General features: G+C 52.9%; 19 protein-coding genes. 6 read left to right on the top strand and 13 right to left on the bottom strand.

Annotation, left to right across the window (positions count from 1 at the left end):
• Positions 1–8: 8 nt before the first annotated feature.
• From R6U67_RS04710 to R6U67_RS04690, 5 genes are all read right to left on the bottom strand, one after another.
• Positions 9–827 (bottom strand): HEAT repeat domain-containing protein, encoded by an 819-nt coding sequence (locus tag R6U67_RS04710; RefSeq protein ID WP_410251481.1) that lies wholly within the window; start codon positions 825–827, stop codon positions 9–11.
• A gap of 19 nt (positions 828–846) precedes the next feature.
• Positions 847–1,110, bottom strand: coding sequence for a phycobilisome linker polypeptide (locus tag R6U67_RS04705; RefSeq protein ID WP_410251480.1), 264 nt, complete (start codon positions 1,108–1,110; stop codon positions 847–849).
• Positions 1,111–1,263: 153 nt separating this feature from the next.
• Positions 1,264–2,163, bottom strand: a complete 900-nt coding sequence (locus tag R6U67_RS04700; protein WP_410251479.1) for a phycobilisome rod-core linker polypeptide — start codon at positions 2,161–2,163, stop codon at positions 1,264–1,266.
• 111 nt (positions 2,164–2,274) lie between these two features.
• Positions 2,275–2,763, bottom strand: a complete 489-nt coding sequence (gene cpcA / locus R6U67_RS04695; RefSeq protein ID WP_170188221.1) for a phycocyanin subunit alpha — start codon at positions 2,761–2,763, stop codon at positions 2,275–2,277.
• Between the two features lie 102 nt (positions 2,764–2,865).
• Entirely contained in the window at positions 2,866–3,384 is a 519-nt protein-coding gene (locus tag R6U67_RS04690; protein ID WP_087709575.1) for a phycocyanin subunit beta, read from the bottom strand.
• A 925-nt stretch (positions 3,385–4,309) separates the two neighbouring features.
• Here R6U67_RS04690 and R6U67_RS04685 point away from each other — a divergent pair.
• On the top strand, positions 4,310–6,274 hold the full coding sequence (locus tag R6U67_RS04685; RefSeq protein ID WP_410251478.1) for a protein kinase domain-containing protein: 1,965 nt from the start codon (positions 4,310–4,312) through the stop codon (positions 6,272–6,274).
• 244 nt (positions 6,275–6,518) lie between these two features.
• On the opposite strand, the gene R6U67_RS04680 is transcribed toward R6U67_RS04685, so the two are convergent.
• From R6U67_RS04680 to R6U67_RS04645, 8 genes are all read right to left on the bottom strand, one after another.
• Positions 6,519–6,830 (bottom strand): DUF3082 domain-containing protein, encoded by a 312-nt coding sequence (locus R6U67_RS04680; RefSeq protein WP_410251477.1) that lies wholly within the window; start codon positions 6,828–6,830, stop codon positions 6,519–6,521.
• 153 nt (positions 6,831–6,983) lie between these two features.
• The gene (locus tag R6U67_RS04675; RefSeq protein ID WP_410251476.1) at positions 6,984–7,766 is read right to left on the bottom strand and encodes a hypothetical protein; all 783 of its coding nucleotides are present in this window, start codon (positions 7,764–7,766) and stop codon (positions 6,984–6,986) included.
• Between the two features lies 1 nt (position 7,767).
• Complete coding sequence (truB, locus tag R6U67_RS04670) at positions 7,768–8,724, bottom strand: tRNA pseudouridine(55) synthase TruB (protein ID WP_410251475.1); 957 nt, start codon at positions 8,722–8,724, stop codon at positions 7,768–7,770.
• A 145-nt stretch (positions 8,725–8,869) separates the two neighbouring features.
• The gene (locus R6U67_RS04665) at positions 8,870–10,678 is read right to left on the bottom strand and encodes an aspartate kinase (protein ID WP_410251474.1); all 1,809 of its coding nucleotides are present in this window, start codon (positions 10,676–10,678) and stop codon (positions 8,870–8,872) included.
• Between the two features lie 127 nt (positions 10,679–10,805).
• Positions 10,806–11,852, bottom strand: a complete 1,047-nt coding sequence (locus R6U67_RS04660; RefSeq protein WP_410251473.1) for a hypothetical protein — start codon at positions 11,850–11,852, stop codon at positions 10,806–10,808.
• A gap of 180 nt (positions 11,853–12,032) precedes the next feature.
• Complete coding sequence (locus tag R6U67_RS04655; RefSeq protein WP_410251472.1) at positions 12,033–12,719, bottom strand: Crp/Fnr family transcriptional regulator; 687 nt, start codon at positions 12,717–12,719, stop codon at positions 12,033–12,035.
• 239 nt (positions 12,720–12,958) lie between these two features.
• Positions 12,959–15,844 (bottom strand): Calx-beta domain-containing protein, encoded by a 2,886-nt coding sequence (locus R6U67_RS04650; RefSeq protein ID WP_410251471.1) that lies wholly within the window; start codon positions 15,842–15,844, stop codon positions 12,959–12,961.
• A 128-nt stretch (positions 15,845–15,972) separates the two neighbouring features.
• Positions 15,973–17,157 (bottom strand): pyridoxal phosphate-dependent aminotransferase, encoded by a 1,185-nt coding sequence (locus tag R6U67_RS04645; protein ID WP_410251470.1) that lies wholly within the window; start codon positions 17,155–17,157, stop codon positions 15,973–15,975.
• Positions 17,158–17,296: 139 nt separating this feature from the next.
• On the opposite strand from R6U67_RS04645, the gene R6U67_RS04640 reads away from it, so the two are divergent.
• The 5 genes from R6U67_RS04640 (at position 17,297) to coaE (ending at position 25,604) form a co-directional block, all read left to right on the top strand.
• Positions 17,297–20,845, top strand: coding sequence for an ATP-binding protein (locus R6U67_RS04640; RefSeq protein ID WP_410251469.1), 3,549 nt, complete (start codon positions 17,297–17,299; stop codon positions 20,843–20,845).
• Between the two features lie 97 nt (positions 20,846–20,942).
• Positions 20,943–22,211 (top strand): SGNH/GDSL hydrolase family protein, encoded by a 1,269-nt coding sequence (locus R6U67_RS04635; RefSeq protein WP_410251468.1) that lies wholly within the window; start codon positions 20,943–20,945, stop codon positions 22,209–22,211.
• Positions 22,212–22,399: 188 nt separating this feature from the next.
• Positions 22,400–24,106: a protein kinase domain-containing protein gene (locus R6U67_RS04630; protein ID WP_410251467.1), complete on the top strand. Its 1,707-nt coding sequence runs from the start codon at positions 22,400–22,402 to the stop codon at positions 24,104–24,106.
• A 77-nt stretch (positions 24,107–24,183) separates the two neighbouring features.
• Positions 24,184–24,978, top strand: coding sequence for an S-adenosyl-l-methionine hydroxide adenosyltransferase family protein (locus R6U67_RS04625; protein ID WP_410251466.1), 795 nt, complete (start codon positions 24,184–24,186; stop codon positions 24,976–24,978).
• Positions 24,975–25,604, top strand: coding sequence for a dephospho-CoA kinase (gene coaE, locus R6U67_RS04620; protein WP_410251465.1), 630 nt, complete (start codon positions 24,975–24,977; stop codon positions 25,602–25,604). The genes R6U67_RS04625 and coaE overlap by 4 nt, the downstream gene beginning before the upstream one ends.
• The last annotated feature ends 1 nt before the right edge of the window (position 25,605 follow it).

Below are 25,605 nucleotides of genomic sequence, written 5' to 3'. Positions count from 1 at the left end.
GTCAGTTGTTATAACAGCTTATCCATCTGGGTCATGATCTCGATGGCCGCTTCGTCTAGGTCATCGATTTGAGCCAGGTGATGTTCCAAAATCCCTTTGAGGGCAATGAGTTTGAGGCTATTTTCGGCTAAGGTTTCGGCGACGGGGGTGACGGCTTTGAGATAGCCGATGGCCCCGACATCCATTAGGGCGGCCCGCCGTAGTTGTAATTCAGGGGAGCGTAGGGCGGTGATGAGGCGATCGCCATACTGCTCGTCTCCGGTCAATTGGTAGAGCGCTCGGGCGGCGGCAAAGCGCACTCGGGCTACCTCATGCTCTAAAAAGGGATGCACCGGCTCGATGGCTTCTGTTGCCTTCAAGGCCCCTAAGGCCTCTAGGATCGCATCGTAGGGCTGCACCAGGTGCGGTTTGCCGGGGACGCGAACAGCGGCTTCTACGCCTCCGTCGAGAAGGGCCAGCAAACCGGGAATGGCCCGAGAGTCCCCGAGAGCTTCTAAGGCTTGAGCGGCTGACTCGCGAACGTAGTAATCGGCACAGGTTAAACTGTCAATCAGAGCGGGAACGGCTCGTAGGTCTCCGAGTTTACCTAAGGCTTTGGCGGCGTTACGACGGAGGGGATAGCCGCCACCGGGGGAGCGATCTATGGTATCGCCGAGAGCCTCAATGAGAGCCTCCAGACTGCGATCGTCACGGACACGAAAACGCCCCAGCCACCAAGCTGCATAGTAGCGAGTGCTGGGGTCGTCGGTTTGTTGTAAATTGGCGATCGCCTGTTCCGTTGTCCAAGACTCGGCTGCGATCGCGACTTCGGTTTCAGACGGCTGCATGAAAAAACGAGACTTGCGCTTACTCTTCGGATTTTCCGTTAGAACTGCCTTCCGGGTCAAATTCAAGGGGCTGGATACTGACAATTTCTCCACCCATCCGGGTAATCCGCCGCATTTCTTCATTCATGCGGTTATAGGGAACCGTCATAAAAATACTGTCACTGCTACGAATGGGATAATCATTCTTGTCAGTGCTGGGAGACTGACGCAGTCCGCGCACTTCATAGCGGAACATACGACTCCCAGACGGAGTGCTACTGTTGAGCGCTGTAGAACCCATCATCGTAATTTCTCAACTCCTCTGTATTGGGTGTACCGAATCCATACTGTGATTGTTTCAGGGAGGGGACCGGGGTGATCTGTCCTCTTCTCTCAACGGTAAGGGAGAACCGAGGTCTTTGCCAGTCTGACCTCGATTCTCCGGTGTTAACCCGTTTTAGTTAGCGGGTTCGATGCTGGCCACTTTCCCACCTTCACGCTGAATGCGTTGTAAGGTTTGGGAGAGGCGGTTGTAGGGAACAAAGAAGGAACGGCTGCTGCGACGCACGGTGGGGGTTCCACCACGACGCAGGTTGTTGGGATAGTTCCGTCCCAAGATTTTCGTCACTTCAATGCGGTACATCCGAGTATCGGCGTCGTTGCGACCGGACAAGCCATAAGTCCGAGAAGGCGCAACCCCAGCTTTCGAGGGACGATAGGCCCAACCTTCGTTTGAGTTGGAGGGGCCAACAACGGCTGATGAGCTGTTGCGTCCGAGTTCTTGAGCTAGACGGGATTCTGAACCTCGCAGTTGGGCGCGATCGCTGTTGGCGTAACCGCGATACAACTGGAACATACGGGTGAAGCCCACGGTTTTTTGACCCCGCTGGGTGTTAAACCCACGATAGTAGGGGACAATGTTGTCGCCGAAGTTCTCGATATACTCGACGGAATCGACATAGGAGTCGATGTCAGCGTCGTAGCCTTCGTTTTGGTACAAGTCCAAGTGGAAGATTACTTCGCTCTCGTCGTAGGGGGCGCGTCCGAGCAGATGTTTGTAGTTCAACTCGGTAAAGCGAGTCTGAAAGTTGGTGTAAAAGAACTTTGTCTTATACAATTCAGACTTAGCCACGCAGCGAACGAACTCGCGCAGGGTGATGCTGCCATCGCATAATAGCGATTCAGCACTCGTCAGGCGTTCTGATGCCATGACGTAATCGTTCCCCAGAAGCTGACGGTAGACGGCACGGATGGCAATCTGAGCGTCGTCTTCCGTCCAGTTGGGGCGCAGTTCGACTCGGTTCGTGTCATCGTAGGCCGAGGTGCCGAGACGGGTTGCAGCGGTAGTAATAGCCAAAGTCTATCCTCCTAATTTTTTAACGACGGATATAAAAACAGCCCGGAACAGAAAACAACTCCAAGCATTGATGCTCTGTAGCTGCTTACCGTTCCGGGCTAGAAAGGCGATCTAGCTTAGAGCGTTAATCGCGTAGTCGAGGTAGGAGTTGGCTTCAACAGCGGAGTCGCCGGAGAGACCATGGTTGGCTTTGATGTATTTCAGAGCTTCAACGTACCAGGTCGGAGACAGTTCAAAGGTACGGTTGATTTCGTCGATACCGGCAACGAGGTACTCGTCCATAGGACCAGTTCCACCAGCCACGAGGCAGTAGGTGACCATGCGGAGATAGTAACCGATGTCACGCGCGCATTTGGCTTTACCTTCGGCGGTCGAAGCGTAGTTCGGTCCCTGCATTTGGGTGGTGTAGGGGAACTTGTTGTAAACCGCTTGAGCAGCGCCATCCACGAGAGACTGAGCTTTGTCGGTCAGTTGGCGAGCAGCTTGCAGGCTGGCGTTAGCCTGACGGAAACGACCAAACGCGGTTTGGATTTCGGTGCTGCTCAGGAAACGACCTTGAGAATCAGCTGCGGCGACGGCTTCGGTTAACGGGGTTTTCATTGTTGAATAATCTCCTGTGTTACAGTTTCAAATTAATTTTGAAAGTTGGAATCGATATGGTGTATCGATGACGTCTGATGACCAGACTGCAAGGGGTGCGAATTACGCAACAGCAGCGGCAGCGCGATCGAAGTAGGTGCCGATTTCAGACATCAGGCTGCTGCAATCTCCGGGGGTGATTCCAGAAGGATCGCCTGCGATTTGCAGAGCCGCTTCTTTCATTTTTTGAACGCCGACGGCAACGGAAGCACCGGGGGTTCCCAGAGCCACGTAGGTTTCACGTAGACCGTTCAAGCAGCGATCGTCGAGGACGCTAGCATCGCCAGAGAAGATGGCATAGGTGACATAACGCAGGATGATTTCCATGTCACGCAAGCACGCAGCCATGCGGCGGCTGGTGTAAGCGTTTCCACCGGGAGTGATCAGTTGGGGCTGCTCAGCGAACAGAGCGCGAGCTGCGTTAGCAACGATGGTCGAAGCGTTGCTGGTGATCCGGTTAACCGAGTCCATGCGCTTGTTGCTATCTGCAACCATTTGTTGCAGTGCATCGAGCTGGGAGGCAGAGAGGTACTCGCCACGAGCGTCAGCTTGAGAGACGACTTTAGTGAATGCGTCGAACATGAATTAATCTCCTACTTAACTTGAGATGGGCTGGTCTAGTTCAAACGAGATATTTTAACGGTTTGGCTCCTAGACGGTAGCCTTGGGTGAGAAACCGACAGCCGACAAAACTGAGAATGTTTTTGTCTTAGATGAGAGAGCGCGAAAATCGCTGAAACTCAACTTCCGTCGAATTGCTCATGCCCTTCCGATAAATTTATACACTGCCACAGAGCATTTGTGAGTTACGTTTTGTAAAGATTTTAAGCCGCTCAAATGGGCATATGGGTGACCCTTCGGTCTGGATTATCTTCGCACTGGCGTTTGATGCTGCGATCGCCTCAATCCCAAGGAGCCTTGATTGAGGAGCCATCTGACTGACTGCGCTTCCAAGGAAACCGCAGCCGCAGCCGCCGAGGATGGGTCCGAAAACCGGCCTCGAATGTAACGAAGATGACCTAAGCAAACTTTACAAAACTCTACAAAACGACCCAGTTCTACGTCTGATGTCCTACATCCGACGTCCCGGTCTAACCTGACTCTCGGATATAGCCCACCTTAGTGAACCTAAGTCAACATCTCTGGGCTAACCCCTATCAGGTTAGAAGCCCCCGCCGATCCCGTCTACCTAAATTGTGGCTAATGTTACAGAAATCAACAATTCGTTATCTCAAGCAATACTGTACAAGAAACAGAAATAAAGATGACTGGCGATAAATCCAGGTAATATCAGTATTTTTACTTATCGGCCGATCTTGGCGTTGAGGGCCAGACTGCAACATTTCGTAATGTGAATAGCCCAGAAACAGCGATAAAAATTCTGAGAATCGTGACCTAAACCCGACTTAGACGAGGGAGGGCCACGCTGAATGAGGGTGAATGAGGAAGAAAGCGTTAACCTGAAAAGAGGATTTTTCTTCCTCACACCGTTAGCCCCTTCATAACTATGAGCGAAAACTTTTCCCCACGCCCCCAGTCTACCCCAGCCTCCCACCCCGACACGGCGGTCCCAAGTTTGGCCATTAAAGGACGCTACCGAGTTTTAAAATCACTGAGCCATGATGGACGAACGGTTCTGGCCCTAGACGAAGACACCCCATCTCAGACCTTTTGTGTCGTACGATCGCGCGATCGCCGCCGAGGCGAATTACCCCTCCCCTATCCCGTGCTGATGCGTTGGGAACAACTGGCCGACCATCCTCACCTACCCAGCTTACGGGCCGCCTTTGACGACGAGAGCAGCCAATACCTCGTCCATGAATACATCCACGGCAAAACCGCCGAAGAATACCTACAACTGCAAGGGGCCTGGACCGAAGCCCAAATTCGGCAACTGCTCAATCAGATTTTACCGACTCTACAGGATCTCCACGATCGCCAACTCCTGCACCGAGACATCAAACCGCAAAACCTGATTCAGTGCCACGAACAATGGGTCCTCGTCGATCTCAGCGCCCTTCATTGCACCGCCAGCCCCAACGGACTCGACGCCGAAGCCCTCAGTGGGTCCGCCGAATACGCTGCCCCTGAACAAATTGAAGGACATCCCCTCCCCAGTAGCGACCTCTATAGCCTCGGCGTCACCTGTGTCCATCTACTCACCGGTCAATCTCCCTTTGACCTCTACGATGATCGTCAGGGAACCTGGCACTGGCGCGATCGCTGCCGCTTCTCCATCAGCCCCCAACTGACTCGGGTGCTAAACGGTCTGCTAAACCCCGACCTGAATCAGCGTTACCAGACCGCCGAGACAGCCCTGCAAGACCTCAATCGCTTTGACTTACCCATCAACTGGGACGCTCTTCTCGTCCTCCGTCCCCTCTCGGGACTCCTCGCCGCCTCCTTTGCCCTCACCCTACTGCAATTCTGGGGACAACAAGCCCCTCAACTGCGATTCAACGGCGAATCGGCCAGTCCGAGCCTCAATAGCTCCCCTGATCTCGATAAAGCGATTCCCAGCAAAGGCAGCCCGACTGGCCCCCGGATGGAAACCCTAAGTCAAGGAATTCATGCGATCTGGACCCTCGCCGTCAGTCGCGATGGGTCCATCGTTAGCGGACGGGGAGACGGGAGCATCGAAATTCGTCATAGCGATCGCAACTTACCCACCCAGTTCCAAGCTCATCCCGAAGCCGTCTTCAGCGTCGCCATTAGCCCCGACGGCACACTCCTAGCCACCACCGGCAACGACAACGCCATCAAAATCTGGGATATGCAGCGAGGCAACCTCCTGGCAACCTGGCATGGACATTACGATGACGTTCATCATTTAGAATTTAGCCCCAACGGTGACATCTTGGCCAGTGCCAGTCGCGATGGAACCGTTAAACTCTGGGATGCGGTCGATCATTTTAACTACCCACTGCGCGATCGCAACTCCACCCCCCGCCATAGCCTCAACGCCCACAACGGCGAAGTTCACAGCTTAGCCTTCAGTCCCAATCACCGCTTTCTCGTCACCGCTGGCGCCGATGGCAAAGTTCACCTATGGGACTGGAAAACCGGTCACCATCTACGCGGCCTGGTATCGAGTTCCTCAGAAATTTGGTCAGTCGCCGTCAGTCCCGACGGCGAAACCCTCGCCACCGGGAGCAAAGATGGAACCGTACAATTGTGGAATATCCGCAGTGGTCGCCCGTTTCGTCAAAATAGCCTGCACCGCAATGCTGTCGTTTCCCTGGCCTTTAGCCCCTTCCCCGTGTCCTCCAGTCTCGGGTTAGAATACCTGCTCGCGAGCGGCGATGTTCACGGCGATATCTCCCTCTGGCACACCGAAAGCGGTAGCCTCAGTCAGATCAAATCCCATCAAGGCTGGGTAAGCTTTGACTTTAGCGCCGACGGTCAATCCTTAATCAGCGGCGCTTCCGATAAAACCCTAAACTCCTGGAATCTCAACCGAGTGCTACGTTAACTTCCCCCCTCCTCGTTCCCTGGCTCAGCCAGGGAACGCCTAGGAAGTATCAAGCTAAACCTCATGCCAAACCAGCAGACCTCAATTTTGGGTCTTCTGGGTTCAAGGTGATCAGAGGAAATTATGGCGAATTATATCCCTTGCTGTCGGGGCGAAAAATCCCCTCCTAGGAGGGTCTAGGGGTGGGTTCCCCGACAATTTTGTGTCGAATGCAACCCATTCCACCCTTATATCCTGAAGACCCTCAATTCTCAACCGACTCCTCACCCTTCTTAGCAAAAAGCTTGCGAACTAGAGTTTGCAGAGCCAACAAAAATAACCCCAAGGCCGCGAACGCAAACACAAACGTCGCCAACGCACTTAACCCCATGACCAACGTCCGAACAGCCGCCGCAATGTTCAAGGCTGTTTGATTGTCTGTTGTCAGGGGTTTATTGGCGAAGGTTTCAATAATCGAGAGCGTCAATCGATAGAGCAATAATGAGATTGTCGCCGACATAAATGAGCCACTAAAGGCTCGTAGAATTGTCCGGGTTGCGTCGATGTTTTGAGTCATAAGAAGGGAACAGGGAACAGGGAACAGGGAACAGGGGGGAAGAAGGCAAGAGGCAAGAGGCAAGAGGCAAGAGGCAAGAGGCAAGAGGCAATAGAAAATAGGCTGTCTGGTTGTTAATAATTCATGATTAACTGTTAATTATCCTTTGTCTTCTTAGGCTTCCTTGAAAAAGCGGATGAGTTCACGGGCGCGATCGAGAAACTCAGCATCCGCATTGAGCTTGGCGATCGCCCCTTGGGCCTCCCGAGCCAGGCGGTCGTGATCGGCGGCGTTCTGAGCCTGTAACGTTGTGTGAGAGGTTAATAAACGGGTCAAATCCTGACGGAGTGCCTCAAGTTGCCGCTGTTGAGAAGCCGTCACTGAGTTGGGTTTTTCCGGATTCACCTGACCCGAAAGCTGTTTTAAGCCTTGTTCAAGAGAGAGTAGCCGAGCGCGAACCTTAGAGATATCCTCACGGGGGTATTTTACCGCTTGATCAATCTCCTGCAACCGGGCGCTGAGATACTGGTAAAACGAGATCGCCGGGCGCAATCCCGTCAGCAACAGAGCCGCTCCCGACCCAATATAGCCGATCGCACTGACCCCCGTCACGGCCAACAGATAAAACACCAGAGCCGAGACTCCATGAAGAGCGATCGCGATCGCCAGCGAACGACGTACAATCAAGTTCACATAGTCAAGATTCTCACAATCAACACGAATCCCCTTCTCCCGAGACTGCTTCCCCTCCATCGCCACCTGTTTGGCTTTAAAGTGGACATTCCAAGGAATCGTCACCACCACCGCCAACCACCAAAATATGGCAACCCCAAGACTCCACTCTAAAAAATTGCCCGTGTAAACCCCCAACCATTTCAAAATGGCAAAGGCAATTAACCCGACGAGAACCAGAGCGATCGTTAAGCCAGTAAACCCATTTAGATCTTTGCTCGTCATACTAAACCTGGTAAAGGACTAACTTCGGTGCAAACTGAGGCGTTAACTCCCCTTGAGTTCGGCTCGGTTTCCAGGTTCCAATCCCCAAAAAACGGTGATCTTCCGTAAAAACCGCCAACGACTCAGCTTGCAAATAAGCTGCCTCCAGTTCTAGCTCAAAGCGTTGCCCCATACACCAACGTTGTGCCAAATCCTCAGGTAACACAACTCGCGGTAAATGGGCGATCGCCACCTCCGGCGGTGTCAAGGCCACTCCCCCAGCTAACCCCCCATCGAGTCGCGTTCCAGACGAGTCCTCCTGCTGCCGTTCCACCTGTTCAATCAGTTCCTCAAGGGTGCAACTATCTCGCAGATGAAAGCCACTACTTTCAGTGCGTTCGAGCTGTACCAGAGTTGCCCCACAGCCGAGAACTGCCCCCAAATCACGAGCGATCGCCCGAATATAGGTTCCCCCCCCACAGGCGATGGCTAACGTCACTTCTGGGGCATCTCCCGGCTGCCAGTGAAGCACCTCAATCCTAGACACCTCCACCTCTCGGGAAGGAACATCAACGGCCACCCCAGCACGAGCGAGATCATAGAGGCGTTTTCCTCCCATTTGAATCGCACTATATTGCGGGGGAATTTGCTCAATTTTGCCGATAAATTGCGGTAAAACGGCCTCAATTTGTGCTAGGGATAATTCAGGAACCTCGGTCTGTGACATCACCTCCCCTTCCAAGTCATCTGTTGTTGTGGTGATGCCAAAACGAACCGTGGCCCGATAGGCTTTGTCATCGGGTAGATATTGCAGTAATCGGGTTGCACGTCCGACAGCCAGAGGCAAGACTCCTGTGGCTTTGGGGTCGAGAGTTCCGCCATGGCCAACCTTTTTGGTCTTGAGTAGGCCGCGCACCTTGGCGACACAATCATGAGACGTCCAACCCAGGGGTTTATTGAGATTTAAAAAACCAGTCAAAACAAGTCTGAATGAATAATAAAAACTGAAGGGTATTCTGGATTAAGGGTGATTCGGGAAAATCATGGCGGCTTATCTTCCTTTCTGTAGGGGCGAAAGTTTTTTCGCCCCTACCCAATTCGCCAAAATCTGACATCAATTGCAGTTAATCTGTTGCTGTTTTGCCCAACTCAAACGCATTGTGAATCGCTTGTAACGCCTTAACACCATCCGCCTCAGAAATCACACAACTAATTTTAATTTCCGAAGTTGCGATGGTGTCAATATTGATGCCATCCTGAGCCAAAGCGGCAAACATTTTCGCCGCGACCCCTGGCTGGCCAATCATTCCCGAGCCAACAATGCTAACTTTCGCGATCGCCGGATTAACCCGCAAATCTCCACAATTAAGTGTAGTTAACAGAGGTGTTAATAACGCTTGCGCCGCTTCAGCGTCCGTTTGAGCCACCGTAAAAGCAATATCTCGGGTTGGATAATCGCCAATAATATGACAGCGTTGGGACTGAATAATCATATCCACACTAATGTTTTTATCCGCCAACAATTGGAAGATTTTGGCAGCGCGACCCGCTTGATCCGGGACTTGTAAAATAGCCAAACGAGCCTGATTGCGATCGAGAGCAACCCCTCGGACAATCGGCGTTGTTGGCCGTTGCGTCCCCGTGGCGGTCATCATCTCCTGTTCTCGCACCGTCGAGGGATGGACATCAAAGGTCTCACACAGAGAGGCGATCGCGCGATCGCCGTCTTCCGCCGCCACCACACAACTCACCTTCACCTCACTCGTCGAAATCATCTGAATATTGACCGACGCCGCCGCCAGGGCCGAGAACATCTCAGCCGCCACCCCTGGCCGGCCAATCATCCCCGCGCCCACAATGCTAACTTTCGCAATCTGAGAATCAATCAATAAATCCGTGTCCGTAGTATTGTCGGGGCCAGTTAGCGCCGGAATCACCGCCTGAGACACCGACTCAGCCCGCGTTAACATCTCTTTCGTCACCGTAAAGGCAATATCATTCGTATTGCCCTCATGAATCGACTGGACAATCAAATCCACATCCACCTGTTGGCGACCAATTTCAGCAAATAGCGTCGCAGCAATACCGGGGCGATCCGGGACTCGTAACAACGCCACCTTGGCTTGATCCGCATCAAACTCCACCGCATCCACCGGATGCACCAATTCCAAACCCTTCAGTTGTCGAGGTTGGCGGGGAGGAGCAATCACCCGCGTTCCGGGGTCATCACTCCAACTCGATCGCACCACCAACGTCACCCCATAATTGCGGGCAATTTCCACGGCCCGAGGATGGAGAACCTTGGCCCCCAAACTGGCCAACTCCAGCATTTCATCACAGGTAATTTCGGGCATCAACCGGGCCTCGGGAACCAAACGGGGGTCTGTGGTTAAAATCCCAGGAACATCCGTATAGATTTCACAGCGATCGGCATTGAGGGCCGCCGCTAGAGCCACCGCCGAGGTATCCGAGCCGCCGCGACCTAGGGTGGTGATTTCTAGGTCATCCCCTTGAGCAATGCCCTGAAATCCAGCCACCACAACCACTTTGCCATCCTGAAGATGACGTTGTAGGCGATCAGTTTGAATCTGAAGAATGCGAGCGCGACTATGTTCAGCTTCCGTGACAATTCCCACCTGAGCGCCAGTCATGGAGATGGCCGGTTGTCCGAGTTCCTGGAGGGCTAGACTTAATAGGGCGATCGAAACCTGTTCTCCCGTCGACAGCAACATATCCATTTCCCGGCGACAGGGATTCGAGGAAATATCAGCGGCCAACTGAACCAGAGTATCGGTGGTTTTGCCCATCGCCGAGACCACCACCACCACGGGCTGTCCACCCTCGGCTGTCTTGGCCACCCGTTGAGCCACGGCTTGCAACCGTTCAACAGAGCCAACGGACGTGCCGCCATATTTTTGTACAATCGCTGCCATAGTCTCCCCCAGATGTGAATCGAAACGGCCGGTTATTGTCGCATATTTCGTCCAAGATTCGCGGCCACCCTGACAAAGTGACATCAATTGACTGGACATCATCGACACTAGGAGTGCACCGCCGCCATTACCAAGGGACCTTAGAATCGCCTTGATGTTGCTGTTGCTGTCGTTGATGCGCCCGTTGGCGGAGGATTTCGGCTTGAGTTTGCCAATCGGGACGAGGGGGAGGGGCGGGTTTATGGGTTAGGGGTCCCTTGCGTAGGGTATGATTCGGGGTTGGTGGACTCGGTCGCTGGGCGATCGCCTTGGCGAGAGAGGATTCAGAGCGATCGTCACGGCTGGGGCGAACCGTGGCCACTGAAGCCGTCTCGCCTTGACGCAAATCATTGATCAAACCAATCATGCGGGGGAAGAGACGACGAACCATATCCCGTTGTCGCCGTCGCAGGGGCCGAACTCCATTGCTGAGTTCTTGGAGATAGGCTTGAAGCTGACGGATATTGGCCTGAACCTGTTGGATATTTTGCGTTTCGAGGGGGGCTAAGCGTCCTTTAATGACCGCCAGTTCGCGATGGAGGAGGGCGATCGCATTTTCGGCCCGTTTATACTCCGTCGCCTGTTGAGGGGTACTGAGGCTGTCATACCAGCGTTGGAGTTGCTGAATTTGTGCCAGGAGTTGCTGTTCTCGTTGTCGTTGTTCCTGAACATAGGTTTGCATCTCCTGCAAATCCTGTTGTAAGCCAACCACCGTCTCTCGTAGCACCTGAATTTGTTGCGGATTGCGCTGATTGCGCAGCTCACGATTGACACTTTCGAGCTGCTGAGTCATGATCTGATGATTCTGTTCGAGTTGGGTGACTCGTTGCAGAACTGGATCTAACTCTAGGGGGTCTGGTAGGACTTGTAAGCTCTCATGCAGTTGGGTAACGGCGTCTTGATACTGTTGCTGCATCTGTCGGTGGAAGCGTTGGCGATTGAGGACTCCCAACGACATCGATAGGGTAATCGGGACCGCCGCATGAAGCACCTGTTGCGTCACGAGCGACAAACCAATACCCACCCCCGACGCCCCGAGAGAGGCGATTTCGAGCAGTTCCATCAGAGGTTTGCGTCCTCGACGGGAGGGGGGAGCGCCCTCCGCCATGCTCGTAGAAAGATTAGCGTTTGACATAATCATTTGACCTAATCAGGGGTTTCAGTCGATGGGGTTTCAGTCTCAGGAGCTTCAGTCGATGGTCGGCCAGACCCGAGCCGAACTCAGGCGATCGCCGAGATTAAGCGCTAGTTTAACGGATTACTTCCCTCGAAACCAACCGGTGCGATCGCCCCACCGGGTTAAGACCGTCCTAACCTAGCCCATATGTCCAGCTAAATGGGCTAATTGCTTGAGATTGAGCAGATACATACTCTCTTCCGACTCATTAATCTCAATCCAATTCTTGCTCACCAATTTCGCCAGCAGTTTCTGAGCTTCTTCCGGGCTAATATCAGAAACATTGGCTAAATCCTTGGCTTCTAAATTATAAATTCGAGTTCCTCGATCCGTCGTTTCGCCATAGTTTTCTCCCAATGCAACCAATGTTTTCGCCAATTTAATTGCCGGGGGACGATTGCGAAGTTGAAAGCGAACATTGGTTTGGCGCAGACGACGAACCATCAATTGCAACATGCGATGATGCAATTGGACATCCTTAAATAGGGTTTGAATAAACCGTTGCGCCGAAACACTTAATAACTTAACTTCACTCACGGCGATCGCATCACTAGAGCGTGGCGACTCATCCAAAATGGCCATTTCACCAAAAAAATCACCCCGGCCTAAAATTGCGAGGGTGACGGCATCGTCGCCCGAGAGTCGTCGGACTTTCACCCAACCCGACACCAGAAAATACACCGCATTCCCCCAGGCATCCTCCATTAACACCGCTCGATTGGGAGGATATTCATGTTCATCTGCAACCGATAACAGCCAATCGACCGTTTCAGGATTTGCTGCATTAAACAGAGGGAATAGCTCACTGAAGGCTTCGCTTTGCATGAAAGTTGGGGAGAAAATCGCCAGTCTAAAGGGAGTCGCTGTCGAAGATGCCGTCAGGTGGAGATGCCACGCCGACAGACCTAGAACAGACATCTACAAAACATTGAGGACGACGAATTATGGCATCATCGCCGAAAAACCCGCGTCCTCCTGAATTTTAGCATTGAGATCTCGGGTTAAAATGCCCAGCTCGAAGATGGCCCGAGAATTGGGCCATCTCCCGAGTGGCGAACCCTGCCTCAACCCAGCACAATATCATCCAAGAGAATCTTATTGGCCACACTGCCAATGCTAAGCGATCGCGCCACCCCAGCAAAGGGAAGCGTCACCGTCTCAAAGACCTCATAAGCGTGGGGAAATTCCCCCTCAGGGCTTTCAGCGAGACTCAAGCGAGCCAAAACCTCTCCCGTCCCCTCCGGCCCCGAGAAGACCGTCACCTGATGCTCTTGGAACGGCGAAGCGTAGGCAAACGAGAGCTGACTCGAAAAGCCTTCCTGAACCGTCAGCAAGAGGCGATCGCCCTGATTATAAGACACCGCCGTTTCCCCACTCGGTGCGGTCTCAAAATTGCCCCCAACCCCCTCTTGCACGCCCATCTCCCGCAGTCCCGTCGCACTCAGGAGCGCCAGAGCATTTTCGGAAAATTGCACCCCTTGAGCGCCGTAAAAGCTGCCCACCGGGTTGAGATGGCCGACCCCCTCAAACGAGAGCGTGGTCGGCACATCACTCGGGCCAATCGTCAGCGTAGCCGATCCCACCGGCCCGAGACTGGCACCATTCGTCGGATTCGCCAAGACCAACCCCAGAGTTTCCGACGGTTCAATCAGACTGTCATCGACAATCGGTAACCGGACGACCTGTTCCGTCTGGCCCTCAGCAAACGTCACCTGAATCGGCGTATCATCAAAATCCGCCGGAGCAACAGCCGTCTGACTAAACGGGATCACCGTAATCCCAACCACCCCCGTACTGCCATTACGTCGCTGCAAGCCAATTTCAGCAAACTCAGTCCCATCCTCATCCACCACATAGTTAGCCGACGTAAAGCTAATCTCACCAAAAGACCCCGGCGGCGGCGGTTCGGGTTGAGGCGGTTGCGGTTCATCCGGTGGCGGCGGTTCCACCTCAAAGACCTCTAAAATCGCCGTTCGTGGGCGAATCAACTCCGTTCCCGGACTGGGATTACTCAAACTCAAATTCACCGTTCCCGGTGCCGCTAACTCCGACTCCTGAACACCGGCGATGGTGATGGTTTGTCGCTCCTGGCCCGGCTCAAACGTCACCGGAATCAAGCGATCGCCAAAACTCTCGGGCAATGCTAAGGTTCCCTCACTGACCGTAATCGTAGCTTGAGAGGCTTGTTCGAGATTCCCCGTTCGCACCAAGACGACCTCCATAATTGGCGTGCCATCCTCTTCAACCTGAAAAATCGACTCAGCAAACGACAACAACACCGGGTCCATCGGCATCGGCATCAACTCAAACAGGGTTTGGCGATCATCTCCTAACTGTAACCCCGCACTCGGTTCAGCCAAACTCAGCCGCACCTGTTCTAACCGGGCTGCATCCTCCGATAAGGGAATCTGCACCGTGGTTGTGGCCCGGTTGGCAGCAAATTCAGCACGCAACGAACTGAACAGAGAGGGAGGCGTTGGGGTCGTCCCATCATCGAGTTGCACGGTCACCTCCGCCGCGTCCGAGAGATCCCCAGACCGGACTAAAACCACTTCCAACCCCTCTAGGGAGGTCTCATCTGGGGCCAACAGCGGACGAATCCGTTGTAGATTCACAAAGGTGGGGATGGGTTCGACCGGTTCAGGGTTCAACAGTTCCAAGACCGCCTCATCAACGGCTCCTAAACGCGCTCCCCCAAAAGGAGTCTCCAGTCGCAGATTCACGTCTGGGACTCTCTGGGCCAGCAACTCATCGAGGATCAGTGGTACTGTTTTTTCCTGTTCCGTAGGGCCGAACAAGACCCAACGGCGATCGAATTCCTCGCTCTCCTCGGTCTCAGAGTCTCCGTCGGGGTCGGTTGTCATCGAGGAGGTGATGGCCACGGCGATGGTGTTACCACTAGAGCGATTCCGTTGTAAGGTCACGGTTTCGACGGGGTTCCCCGCGTCATCGAGTTCTAATCGCTCCTGGGTGAACTCCACCACATCGAGAGCGACCACGGTTTCCTCTGTGATTTTCTCAGCCAATTGCGGGTCATCGGAAAGCAGACGGGCCAAGAGTTCACCGCTGTCTCGTAGCCGAATCTCTACCGTTGTCTCATCCTCAGCACTCGGACGAATCTCTAAGTCGTCAAAGCCAAGGGACCCGATCAGGCCGAGGCGATCTTCGGTGGGGTCAAAATCTTCGATGACTGTCTCGGAGTCTAAAACCTCATCGTCATCGTCATCGTCATCGTCATCCTCGTCAGGTACATTGCCCTCTAGGAGAACATTGAGGTCCTCAAAACGCGCCAATTGTTCAGGGTCAACCTGATCGGGGTTATTGATGAGTTGATCAAGACGGTTGAGGGGGAAGGCTTCAGGACCAAAGTCCTCAAATCGGGCGACGAATTGGCTTAAATTCAGTTGCCGTCGCGGTTGTAGCAGGAAGATATCACGGCCAGCGCCTCCCCGTAGGCGATCGCCCCCAGAATCGCCCCCAGAATCGCCCCCAGAATCGCCCCCAAGAACATCGTCCCCAGAGCCTCCCACGAGGCTGTCACGGCCGGGGCCGCCGCGTAGGACATCATCCCCAGAACCGCCGCTGATGACATTGTCGCCATCGCCACCGAGAATGACATCATTGCCGCCGAGTCCGAGGAGCGTATCATTGTCCTCGAAGCCGAAGATAAAATCATCCTCCTCCGTGCCGAACGCAACGACGCCGGGGGTTCCGGTGAGCGTATCATCCTCCGGGGTGGGGTCGTGTTCGACTGGGGTGGGGTCGTCCTCGACTGGGTTGGGGTCGTCTTCGACTGGGTTGGGGTCGTCTTCGACTGGGGGGGGGTCATCGGATTGATTCGGATCCGCCAGAGTATCAGTTATAAGCCTGTCGTTGGATTCCATGGGATTGACACTGAGGATAGGGGTTTCGGAAGGGTCGGAGCGGTTGAACAAAGAAGACGGGTTCATGATAGTCGTGGTTAACGCTCAACGGTCCAGTGCAGCCAGCAGAAACAGAACTGGCCAACCATCGCCGTCACTCGTCACCGTCTAGGGCGAACCCAGTTCACCCCGACAACATCGGTTTCCGGCGACCGTTAGCGGCTGATCGTCTGCACGAAGGTTTCGAGGCGATCGAGTCCTTTTTCGGCCGATGCCAGGTCTGTGGCATATGACAGACGAAGACAGTCATCGGTTCCAAAGGCGATCCCCGGAACGGTGGCGACGTGATGCTCTTCTAGGAGACGTTCGCAAAATTCATAGGAGGGAATCCCCAGTTTGCCGATGTTGAGGTACATATAAAACGCACCTTTGGGCTTAACGACACTGGTGTTGGGCAGTTGACTGAGGCGATCGTACATATACTGTCGTCGCTGATCGAAGGCTTGACGCATTTTTTCAATGCAAGGGGGAGATTGGGGGTCTGTTAGGGCGGCGATCGCACCAAATTGGGCAAAGGTACAGACGTTAGAGGTGCTATGACTTTGCAGGGTGCTGGTGGCTTGGATCAACTCCAGGGGAGCGGCGAGATAGCCTAAACGCCAGCCGGTCATGGAATAGGCTTTGGCGAAGCCGCTACAGGTGATGGTGCGATCGCCCATTCCCGGAAGCGAGCCAATACTGAGATGTTCGGCATCGTCGTAGAGGAGCTTTTCATAAATCTCATCAGAGAGAACCAACAGATCATGGTCGAGGATGACTTGAGCCAAGGCGCGAATTTCCTCGGGGCTATAGACGACTCCCGTGGGGTTCGAGGGGGAGTTGAGGACCACGAGCTTGGTGCGATCGCTAATGGCCGCTTGTAGTTGTTGCGGGGTGATTTTGTACTCACTCTCGGCGTTGGTGGGAAGCATTACCGGAACCCCCTCGGCCAGTTTGACAATTTCGGGATAACTGACCCAGTACGGGGCCGGAATAATCACCTCATCGCCGGGATTGATCAAGGCGATGATCGCATTGTAGATGGCCTGCTTGCCGCCATTGGTCACTTGAATCTGTTGTGGGCTAACATCCAGATGGTTGTCCGTTTGTAGCTTGTGGGCGATCGCTTCCCGTAAGCGTAATTCCCCAGCGGCTGGACCATAGCGGGTTTTCCCCTCATCCAGAGCCTGTTTAGCTGCCTCAACAATATGCTGAGGAGTTGGGAAATCCGGTTCCCCGGCACTAAAACTACAGATATCAATTCCCTCGGCTTTCATGGCTTTCCCCTTGGCCGCAATAATCAGGGTCATGGAGGCGGGAACTTGAGCCACTCGTTGAGAAATAGTCTGGGAAATATTCATTGTGGATTTCTTAAGGCAGTGTGATCGTCAGCCAACTAGATTAGGGGAATTTTACCCCTATCCCCCGAAGCTCGGATATTCTTGGCAACGCACTCATGTCAGATGACGGTGACATCGGTCCCCTTGTACCCTTGAATCTATGGTCCTCCAACGTCTCTTACAAGATTTGTCCCACCGACTGCCCCTCCGAACGGTTTTAATCATCCCCTTCGCCCTGCAAATCTTTGCAGCCGTTGGCCTGACGGGATATTTGTCCTTCCGCAACGGCCAACAAGCGGTCGATGAACTGGCCGAACACCTGCAAGCCGAAATCAGTCTACGCATTGAGGAACGACTTGAGACTTACTTATCCCAAGCTCATCTGATCAATCAAACGAATGTCATGGGGGTTCGTCTGAATACCCTAGATCTGACGGATCTCGACGCACTCGATCGCTATTTTGCCCAACAGATTCGCCTTTTTGATGCCGTCAGTTATATTTATTTTGCCAACCCCCAGGGCGCGTTTAGTGGGGCCGAACAAGTTCCCGGAGACAGCGTCAACATTGGCCAAGCGGGACGCACTGGCCCTGAGGATGACCAGTTTTACACCTATGCCGTCAATGAGAGGGGACAGCCAACCGAGCAATTGTCGGCTGTCCCTGGCTATAACGCGCTCACCCGACCCTGGTATGTGGGGGCGGTGCGGGGGCGATCGCCTCAATGGGGAGAGGTCTATGTCTGGGCGGCCCCCTACCAGAATCTCGCCCTCCCGGCCACCCAAGCGGTCTATGATGCCCAGAATGAGCTGTTGGGGGTGTTTGCGGTCGATTTATCGCTTTTGGATATCAGCACCTTTCTGGGCCAGCTTGAGGTGGGGAAAACCGGGGAAACCTTCATTGTTGACCAACAGGGGCAACTCATCGCCACTTCCACCTCAGATCCCCCTTTCTCTGAGGATGAACGCAATCCGACTCGCCTCTACGCCAGTGAAACCGGCAATGAGCTGATTCAGGAAACGGCGCGCTATCTGTTGGCTGAGTTGGGTGGATTTTTCCGAGTCGAGGAGACCCGACAGGAGCGGTTTACCATTGAGGGCGAAGCCCATTTAGTCCAGGTCAGACCCTTTGAGGATGAGTGGGGTCTTAATTGGTCGATTGTGGTGGTGATCCCGGAACGGGACTTCATGGAGCGGATTCACGCCAACACCCGCAATACCATGTTGTTATCTGGCTTGGCCCTGGTCATCTCGACGGCGATCGGGGTGGTGACGGCCCGTTGGGTGGTCTCACCGCTACGACAACTGAAAGAGTCGGCTCAGGCTCTATCTCAAGGAGAATGGCAACATCCGGTTCCCGAACATCGCCAAGATGAAATTGGCGATTTAGCCCGCTCGTTTCGGCGTATGGCCACTCAGCTACAACAGTATTTTCGTGATCTACAAGCCAAAAATGAACAAATGCAACGGCTCGATAAACTCAAGGATGAGTTTTTAGCCAATACCTCCCATGAGTTACGAACGCCCCTCAATGGAACGATTGGGATCGCCGAATCGCTCCTAGATGGCGTCGCCGGTCCCCTCAATCCAGCCCAACGAACGAATTTAAGTCTGATTGTTCAAAGTTGCTATCGGCTCAATGCTCTCGTGAATGACATTCTAGATTTTTCTAAATTGCGCCACAAGCAAATCTGTTTACAGTGCCAGCCTGTTGGTCTTCGGGAAATTGTGGATTCAGTGTTGAGTTTTTGCAAAACCCTCGTGTCTCGCAAAAATGTTCAGCTCATTAATGCTATTTCCCCTCGGCTTCCTTGGGCGTATGCCGATGAAAACCGCTTGCAACAAATTTTATATAATCTCGTTGGAAACGCTATTAAATTTACTGAAGAAGGCTTTGTGGGCATTTCTGCTGTTTATTCCCAGGAGGCGAAACCTCAGACGGCTAATGCTGGCGATCGCTTAGGCTTACAATTAAACATTCAAAATGACTCTACGTTGACGGCTGATCATAGGTTGGGGGGCTACTTGTTAGTGACGGTCTCTGACACGGGAATTGGGATTCCGGCGGACAAACACCAGTCCATTTTTGAATCCTTTGAACAGGCGGATGGCTCGACCTCACGAGATTATGGGGGGACAGGACTCGGTTTGGCGGTGACAAAACAGCTCGTGGAATTACATGGTGGAACCTTGACGGTGCAATCCATTGTTGGCAAAGGATCGCAATTTACGTTTAGTTTGCCGGTGGTGACTCCTGAGCAATTAGAGGCATCCCAAACGGTCTCAAAAACGGAGCTTAAACCGGTCTTGGAGGAGGATGTTTCCGGGGAGGATGACGCCTCGGCTGTTGAAACGAGGACGGTTTTCCCAGAGTCTTTGTCGGCGAGAGAATCTGCTGAGGGGGAGGTTGAGGAGGCGTTGATAATCTCGGACTTGTCCATGTCTAAAACGACGTCGGAGGTGATGGCCCAGATTCAAGCGGCTAATCGGGACGAGGTTGCTACAATTTTGATTGTTGATGATGAGGCGATCAATTTACAGGTGTTGGTGAATCATCTCTCGCTGGAAAATTATGTGATTATCCAAGCGATTAATGGGATTGAAGCCTTAGAAATTATCCAAAATGGCTTTAAGCCTGATTTGGTGATTCTCGATGTCATGATGCCCAAAATGACGGGCTATGAGGTGATGCAGAAGTTACGAGAAACCTATTCGGCTCATGAACTGCCGATTCTGCTGCTGACGGCGAAAAATCGCTCGGAAGATGTTGTGTTCGGACTCCAGAATGGAGCGAATGATTACCTCACAAAACCGGTGAATAAACGGGAGCTTTTGGCTCGTTTAAAAACTCATTTAAAACTCTCTCGTTTGAGTCTTGCTTATGCGAAGTTTGTGCCGAGGGAGTTTTTAGATTTTCTGCAAAAAACGAGTATTCTTGATGTTCGATTGGGGGATACTGTTGAGCGAGAAATGTCGATTCTTTTTTCAGATATTCGAGATTTTACGAAATTGAGTGAGGGTATGAAGCCCGAGGATAATTTCAAATTTATTAATGGTTATTTATCGCGAATGGAACCGGCAATTTTAGACAATAATGGATTTATTGATAAGTATATTGGCGATGCCATTATGGCGCTATTTGGAGGAAATGCTGATGATGCTGTTAAGGCGGCGATCGCCATGTTGGAAAACCTAGAAAAATATAACCAAAGTCGTCAACGACCTGGACGCAGACCCATTAAAATTGGCATTGGCATCAATACGGGACAACTGATGTTAGGAACCGTCGGCGGCGAACAACATATGAATAGCACGGCGATTAGTGATGCCGTTAATCTCGCCTCGCGGGTTGAAGGACTCACGAAAGTCTATGGCGTTCCCCTATTGATTGCAGAAGAAACATTTATTAAACTGCAAAATACCGGAGATTACAATATTCGTCTGATTGACCGAGTGTTGGTGAAGGGCAAAAGTCAGAAGACCTCCATTTTTGAGGTGTTTGATGCTGACGCGGATCCCATTCGTTCTGGTAAACTGGCAACTCGAACTCAGTTTGAGCTGGGACTGGCTTACTTACAAGGACAAAAAATCCAAGAAGCTCAAGATTTATTTTTAGACTGTTTAGCCCAAAACCCCGCAGATTATCCTGCTAAAATCTACCTAGAACGATGTGAAAAACTGCGAGAAACCAATCAGCGATCGCCGGGCTGAGAGAATGCGAATCTCAAGCCGTCAGCCGTATCAACCTGACCCCGGTGCGATCGCCGTCAACAGCTAACCCCTGTCCCCTGACCCCTTCAGCGTCATCATGAACCAATTTAACTTTCTCTCTCTCTTCAGCAGCGATGTTAGCACTCCCCTGAAGCAGTTGCGTCAAACCGCCCCCCCTTCCGAGACCTTCTCGATTGAGGTCACCGTCTCAGATGTAACCACAACCAGCGCCGAACTTGAAACCAACTCCAGGGAGTTCTTAGCCGTTGAATATTCCCTCACTCCGGACTTTGAGACGATCGCCGGAATCGAGATTGCTGATCCTGAACCCCCAAGCGATGGCCGAGATGTTGATCTAGACATTGATCTAACCGGACTGACCCCCAATCAAACCTATTATTATCGTCTGACCGATGCTCAAGGTAACTCAGAGCGAGGCCGCTTTGAAACCCTCGTCGATGTGGGACTCTCGGGAACTGGGGACTTTGTTGTCTTTGGCGACAGTCTCAGTGATACCGGGAATCTGTTTTTAGCCCTGGACCAACAACAGCCTCCCTCTCCCCCCTATTTTCAGGGCCGTTTCTCCAACGGACCGATTCTCCCGGAATGGATGGCTGAGCGGCTAGGGGTTGCGGCGCCGATCCCGGCCTTGGCTGGGGGAAACAACTACGCCTTTGCTGGGGCGCAAACGGGACCGGGAACATTAGACAACGGCGCACCCAATGTTGGCCAACAGATTGAGGCCTATCTTAGTCAAGATCGTCCCGAGTCTGAGGATCTGTTTTATTTGTCCGCCGGCGCCAATGATTTGATTTTTGGCCAGCGCTCTCCCGAGGCGATCGCCGATCACTTAACCGACCATATCTCAACCTTAGCCGAGGCAGGAGCGCAACAGTTTCTGATCTCGAATTTACCCGATATTGGTCAGCTTCCGGCGGTGTTAAGCCAAGGCCAAGGAGATGTATTGACGGGAGCCGTCTTAGAGACCAATCAACGGTTAGACGCTCGTTTCGAGAGTTTAGAGCAGCAATTGGGCATTGATATTCTCGAACTCGATTTTGCCGGAGCTTTCGAGGAAATTTTGCAAAATCCCCAACAATTTGGCTTTACCAACACAACGGAATCAGCCTTAGATCCTCTGACCGGAGAAGTTGTCGACAATCCCGAGGAGTATCTGTTTTGGGACGAGATTCACCCCTCGACGCGGACTCATGAACTGATTACCCGCTTGAGTTTGACCGAGTTGCAATCCCTCGAAGCCTTTGCTTTAGAGGAAGCCGAAGCCCCCTTGAGGGACTTGGAGTTATTCGACTCCGAGATCTCAGAGTTGGCGATCGCCGACGAGGCGACAATGTCATTACTGTAACCCTAGCCTCTCCATTGGACCGCTTCACCCGCCTACCATGATCCGTAAAACTACCCGGTTTTTGCCTTCAGGTCCTGGCCCGACAAGTGAGATGTCACAATAGAGGCAGGAGTTTGATTCGACATCAGGGAAAGTTTCGTTTCTCCGGTTCCCCTACAGTTCCTCATTGCGAATTCTAGCAACTGTCCATGAGTTATTGCGTTAATCCAGCCTGTCCGAGTCCTGAAAATAACGACTCTGCTGAGCAATGTGTCAGTTGTGGCTCTCCCTTGCTACTCAACGGACGATACCGATCTGTCAAAATCCTCGGACAAGGCGGGTTTGGTGCAACCTTTGCGGCTCGAAATGTGGCCCTACCGGGTGAACCGGTTTGTGCGATTAAACAATTACGAGTCGCCTCCAATAGCCCCAATGTCATCGATCGCGCCCGTAAACTCTTTGAGCGAGAAGCCGCCACCTTAGGGAAAATTGGCAATCACCCCCAAGTTCCCTCCCTACTAGACTACTTTGAAATTGGCGGGCAGTTTTATCTCGTTCAAGAATACGTGAAGGGATTGACCCTCAAGCAGGAAGTCAAACGCTATGGTGTCTTTGACGAGTTCAAGGTGCGAGCGGTTCTCGATGAAACCCTAGAACTGCTGAAGTATTTTCAAACCCAGTCGGTGATTCACCGCGATATTAAACCCGCCAACGTGATCCGGCGTAGCATTGATGGCCGCCTGGTGTTTATTGATTTTGGGGCCGTCAAAGATGAAGTGAGCCATACGGCCATGTTAAGCGATGATGATCAGGCACCGAATACCTCATTCGCCATTGGTACACCGGGATTTGCACCCCCAGAACAGATGGCTATGCACCCGGTGTTCTCTAGTGATATCTATGCGTTGGCGGCCACCTGTCTCTATTTACTATCTGGGAAGTCGCCCCGCCGTCTGGGCTATGATCCCTTAACTGGGGCGATTACCTGGCGCGATCGCATCACCGTCAGCGAGAATCTAGCCTATGTCTTGAATAAGATGTTACAGCCGCTGTTGTCCCAGCGCTATCAGTCCCCGGATCAGGTGTTGGCGGATTTACATTATCAGCCGTCGGAGGCAGAGTTAAGCGATAACTCGGTTCCCATACAGCCTCAGAGAATCCAGGAACAAACCTATTTAGAAGCCGAAGACGAGGTGACTCACTGGGGGGCGAATGAGCCTGAAGAAACGGCGCTTGGCCCCTCTCAGACGGAGTTAAACCCCTCTCAGACAGAGTTTAGCTCCTCGGAAGACCAATGGCGCACCCATTTATCGAATAGTGATCCCCTCGATGCGACGGGGTTGGCGGATACCCGTCTCCATCGCCAATCACCGCGACGATCGCGTAGTGCTTTTTCTAAGGCGGCGTCTAAGGCGGCCAAGAACCGGGGCGATCGCAGCCAACTCAACCCCACTCAACTCAGTGGCAATAGTACAGCCCGAGGCCGTTTAACCTTAGCCATTCTCAAACGGGATTATTTTAAAGGACGGCGGGATTTTGCCAACTGTAATTTAAGCGGGGCGGATTTGCAAGAGTTGAATCTCGAAGGCGTTAACTTTAATGAAAGTAAACTCGTCAAAACCAATTTACGAGGCGCCAACTTACATAAAGCCGATTTAAGTCAAACGGGCATGAATCACGCCAATTTGCGCGATGCCGATCTCAGCGATGCCTTTATGAGTTATTGCAACTTAGCCGGGGCCGATTTGCGCGGGGCGGATCTGACGAATGCCTATTTAACCTATGCCAACCTCACCAACGCCAATCTCTGTGGGGCCAATTTAAGCAACGCCAAGGTGACTCAGGAACAGTTGACGGCCGCTAAAACCAATTGGCGCACCATTTTACCTGATGGCAAACGGGGGTTATTTTCCTAGATTGGCCCTGTGAAGGGAAAGTGACGGCAAATCTACCGTTACGATGAGGGAGGAGATTTCGTTATACAGGAGCCTTTATGTTTTCTCGACGACATTTAACATTATTGACCGATTTTGGTGAACGGGATGGCTATGTGGGCATTCTCAAAGGGGCGATCGCCAAAATTGAACCGTCCCTGGCCGTCACCGATATCACCCATGACATTCCCCCGCAAGATATCCTGGCAGCCCGTTTCTGTCTCGCCAACGCCTATCCCTTCTTTCCCAAAGAGACGGTTCATATCGCCGTGGTTGATCCCGGTGTCGGTACATCCCGGCGCGGCGTTGCCATTCAACTCGAAGATGGCTTTCTGATTGGCCCCGATAATGGCATTTTTGATGGGGTTCTGCGGCAGCATCAGGATAAAATCCTGGCGGCGGTGGAGTTAACAGAAGTCAAGTATTGGCGCACCCCCGAACCGAGTCAGACGTTCCACGCTCGCGATATTTTTGCCACCGTCGGCGCTCATGTGGCGACGGGGGTACGGGTTGATCGCCTGGGAACAGCCATTGATCCTGAGAGTCTCACCCGCTTGTCACTCAGTGATGCCCAGTGGCAGGAGAATCGCCTGACGGGGGTGATTCAATACTGCGATCGCTTCGGCAATTTAATCAGTAACATTGCCTCAGATGAGTTAATCGGCCAATCCTGGCACGTTGAAGCCGCCTCCCGCGAGATTCCCCAGGGTGAGAGTTATATGGATGCCAAAGAGCAAGAGGTGGTGGCGATCGCCTCCCGTCACGGCTGGCTGGAGTTAGCCGCCTATCAACACAGCGCCCAGGAACGGTTGGGGTTAAAGGTAGGCGATGAACTGACGGTGGTGGTGTCGTGACAGCAGCAGCAACGCCGCCGCTGATTGGCTTAACGGGAGGCATCGCCACGGGCAAAAGTACCGTGGCGGCCTATCTGAGTCAGCACTATGGCTGGCCGATGCTGGATGCCGATGTCTTGTCGCGCCAGGTGGTGCAGCCGGGAACGGCGGCCTGGCACGAGATTGTCCAGCGTTATGGGGAGTCGGTGCTACAGCCCGATGGCCGTCTTAATCGCGCTGAGTTAGGGGCCATTGTCTTCCAAGAGACGGCCGAGGCGCAGCGAGAACGACAGTGGTTAGAAGCGCAGATTCATCCTCGCATCCGGCAGCAGTTCCAGGAGGCCATCGCTGCGGCTGCGGCTTGGCCGCCGTTGTTGTTTGTGGTTCCGTTGCTGTTTGAGGCGCAGATGACCGATTTGGTGACGGACATTTGGGTCGTTTACTGTACCCTGGAGCAACAGAAAGCACGGCTGCGGCAGCGTGATGGCTATGATGAAGAGCAGGTGCGATCGCGCCTGATGGCACAAATGCCCTTAGCGGAGAAGTGCCGCCAGGCGACGCTGGTGTTAGACAACAGTGGCGCTGAGAGGATCTGGAAACAACAGATTCAACAGTGGTTGCAACGATTTGATCGAGTAGAATCTTGAC

The sequence above is a fragment of the Sodalinema sp. genome, from assembly GCF_046483825.1.
Lineage (GTDB): Bacteria > Cyanobacteriota > Cyanobacteriia > Cyanobacteriales > Geitlerinemataceae > Sodalinema.
This window is presented reverse-complemented; position numbering and strand designations above follow the sequence as displayed.

Bases quoted from the DNA above. Each gene is read 5' to 3' on its own strand.
- R6U67_RS04710 (WP_410251481.1), bottom strand. From the start codon at position 827: ATGCAGCCGTCTGAAACCGAAGTCGCGATCGCAGCCGAGTCTTGGACA.
- R6U67_RS04705 (WP_410251480.1), bottom strand. From the start codon at position 1,110: ATGATGGGTTCTACAGCGCTCAACAGTAGCACTCCGTCTGGGAGTCGT.
- cpcA (WP_170188221.1), bottom strand. From the start codon at position 2,763: ATGAAAACCCCGTTAACCGAAGCCGTCGCCGCAGCTGATTCTCAAGGT.
- R6U67_RS04690 (WP_087709575.1), bottom strand. From the start codon at position 3,384: ATGTTCGACGCATTCACTAAAGTCGTCTCTCAAGCTGACGCTCGTGGC.
- R6U67_RS04685 (WP_410251478.1), top strand. From the start codon at position 4,310: ATGAGCGAAAACTTTTCCCCACGCCCCCAGTCTACCCCAGCCTCCCAC.
- R6U67_RS04680 (WP_410251477.1), bottom strand. From the start codon at position 6,830: ATGACTCAAAACATCGACGCAACCCGGACAATTCTACGAGCCTTTAGT.
- R6U67_RS04675 (WP_410251476.1), bottom strand. From the start codon at position 7,766: ATGACGAGCAAAGATCTAAATGGGTTTACTGGCTTAACGATCGCTCTG.
- R6U67_RS04665 (WP_410251474.1), bottom strand. From the start codon at position 10,678: ATGGCAGCGATTGTACAAAAATATGGCGGCACGTCCGTTGGCTCTGTT.
- R6U67_RS04660 (WP_410251473.1), bottom strand. From the start codon at position 11,852: ATGTCAAACGCTAATCTTTCTACGAGCATGGCGGAGGGCGCTCCCCCC.
- R6U67_RS04655 (WP_410251472.1), bottom strand. From the start codon at position 12,719: ATGCAAAGCGAAGCCTTCAGTGAGCTATTCCCTCTGTTTAATGCAGCA.
- R6U67_RS04650 (WP_410251471.1), bottom strand. From the start codon at position 15,844: ATGAACCCGTCTTCTTTGTTCAACCGCTCCGACCCTTCCGAAACCCCT.
- R6U67_RS04645 (WP_410251470.1), bottom strand. From the start codon at position 17,157: ATGAATATTTCCCAGACTATTTCTCAACGAGTGGCTCAAGTTCCCGCC.
- R6U67_RS04640 (WP_410251469.1), top strand. From the start codon at position 17,297: ATGGTCCTCCAACGTCTCTTACAAGATTTGTCCCACCGACTGCCCCTC.
- R6U67_RS04635 (WP_410251468.1), top strand. From the start codon at position 20,943: ATGAACCAATTTAACTTTCTCTCTCTCTTCAGCAGCGATGTTAGCACT.
- R6U67_RS04630 (WP_410251467.1), top strand. From the start codon at position 22,400: ATGAGTTATTGCGTTAATCCAGCCTGTCCGAGTCCTGAAAATAACGAC.
- R6U67_RS04625 (WP_410251466.1), top strand. From the start codon at position 24,184: ATGTTTTCTCGACGACATTTAACATTATTGACCGATTTTGGTGAACGG.